At 51.6% G+C, this 250-nt stretch carries 1 protein-coding gene; it reads left to right on the forward strand.

The features are described 5' to 3' along the window. A partial coding sequence (locus R0K30_RS22850) for a glycosyl hydrolase family 28-related protein (RefSeq protein WP_410613234.1) occupies positions 1-250 on the forward strand: 250 nt, incomplete at both ends.

The raw sequence follows: 250 nt of genomic DNA on the forward strand, positions 1-250 counted from the left end.
CCCGGGAAGTGAATGTGGAGGACTATGGAGCGATCCCTGACGGCCGGGACAATACGGAAGCCTTTCGGAGAGCGATCGGGAACGGCCGGGTCAAAGTAAATGTTCCCGCAGGAGAATTTTTGGTTCAAGGGATAAAACTCCCCTCATGGACCACTATTTCCGGTGAGGGACAAGGGATTACCGTGCTAAAGCTTCATGAGGACACTCCCGCATACGAATGGGTCATTACTAACGATGATTACGAAAATGG

The sequence above is a fragment of the Bacillus sp. SIMBA_154 genome (assembly GCF_046536015.1).
Lineage (GTDB): Bacteria > Bacillota > Bacilli > Bacillales > Bacillaceae > Bacillus > Bacillus pumilus_P.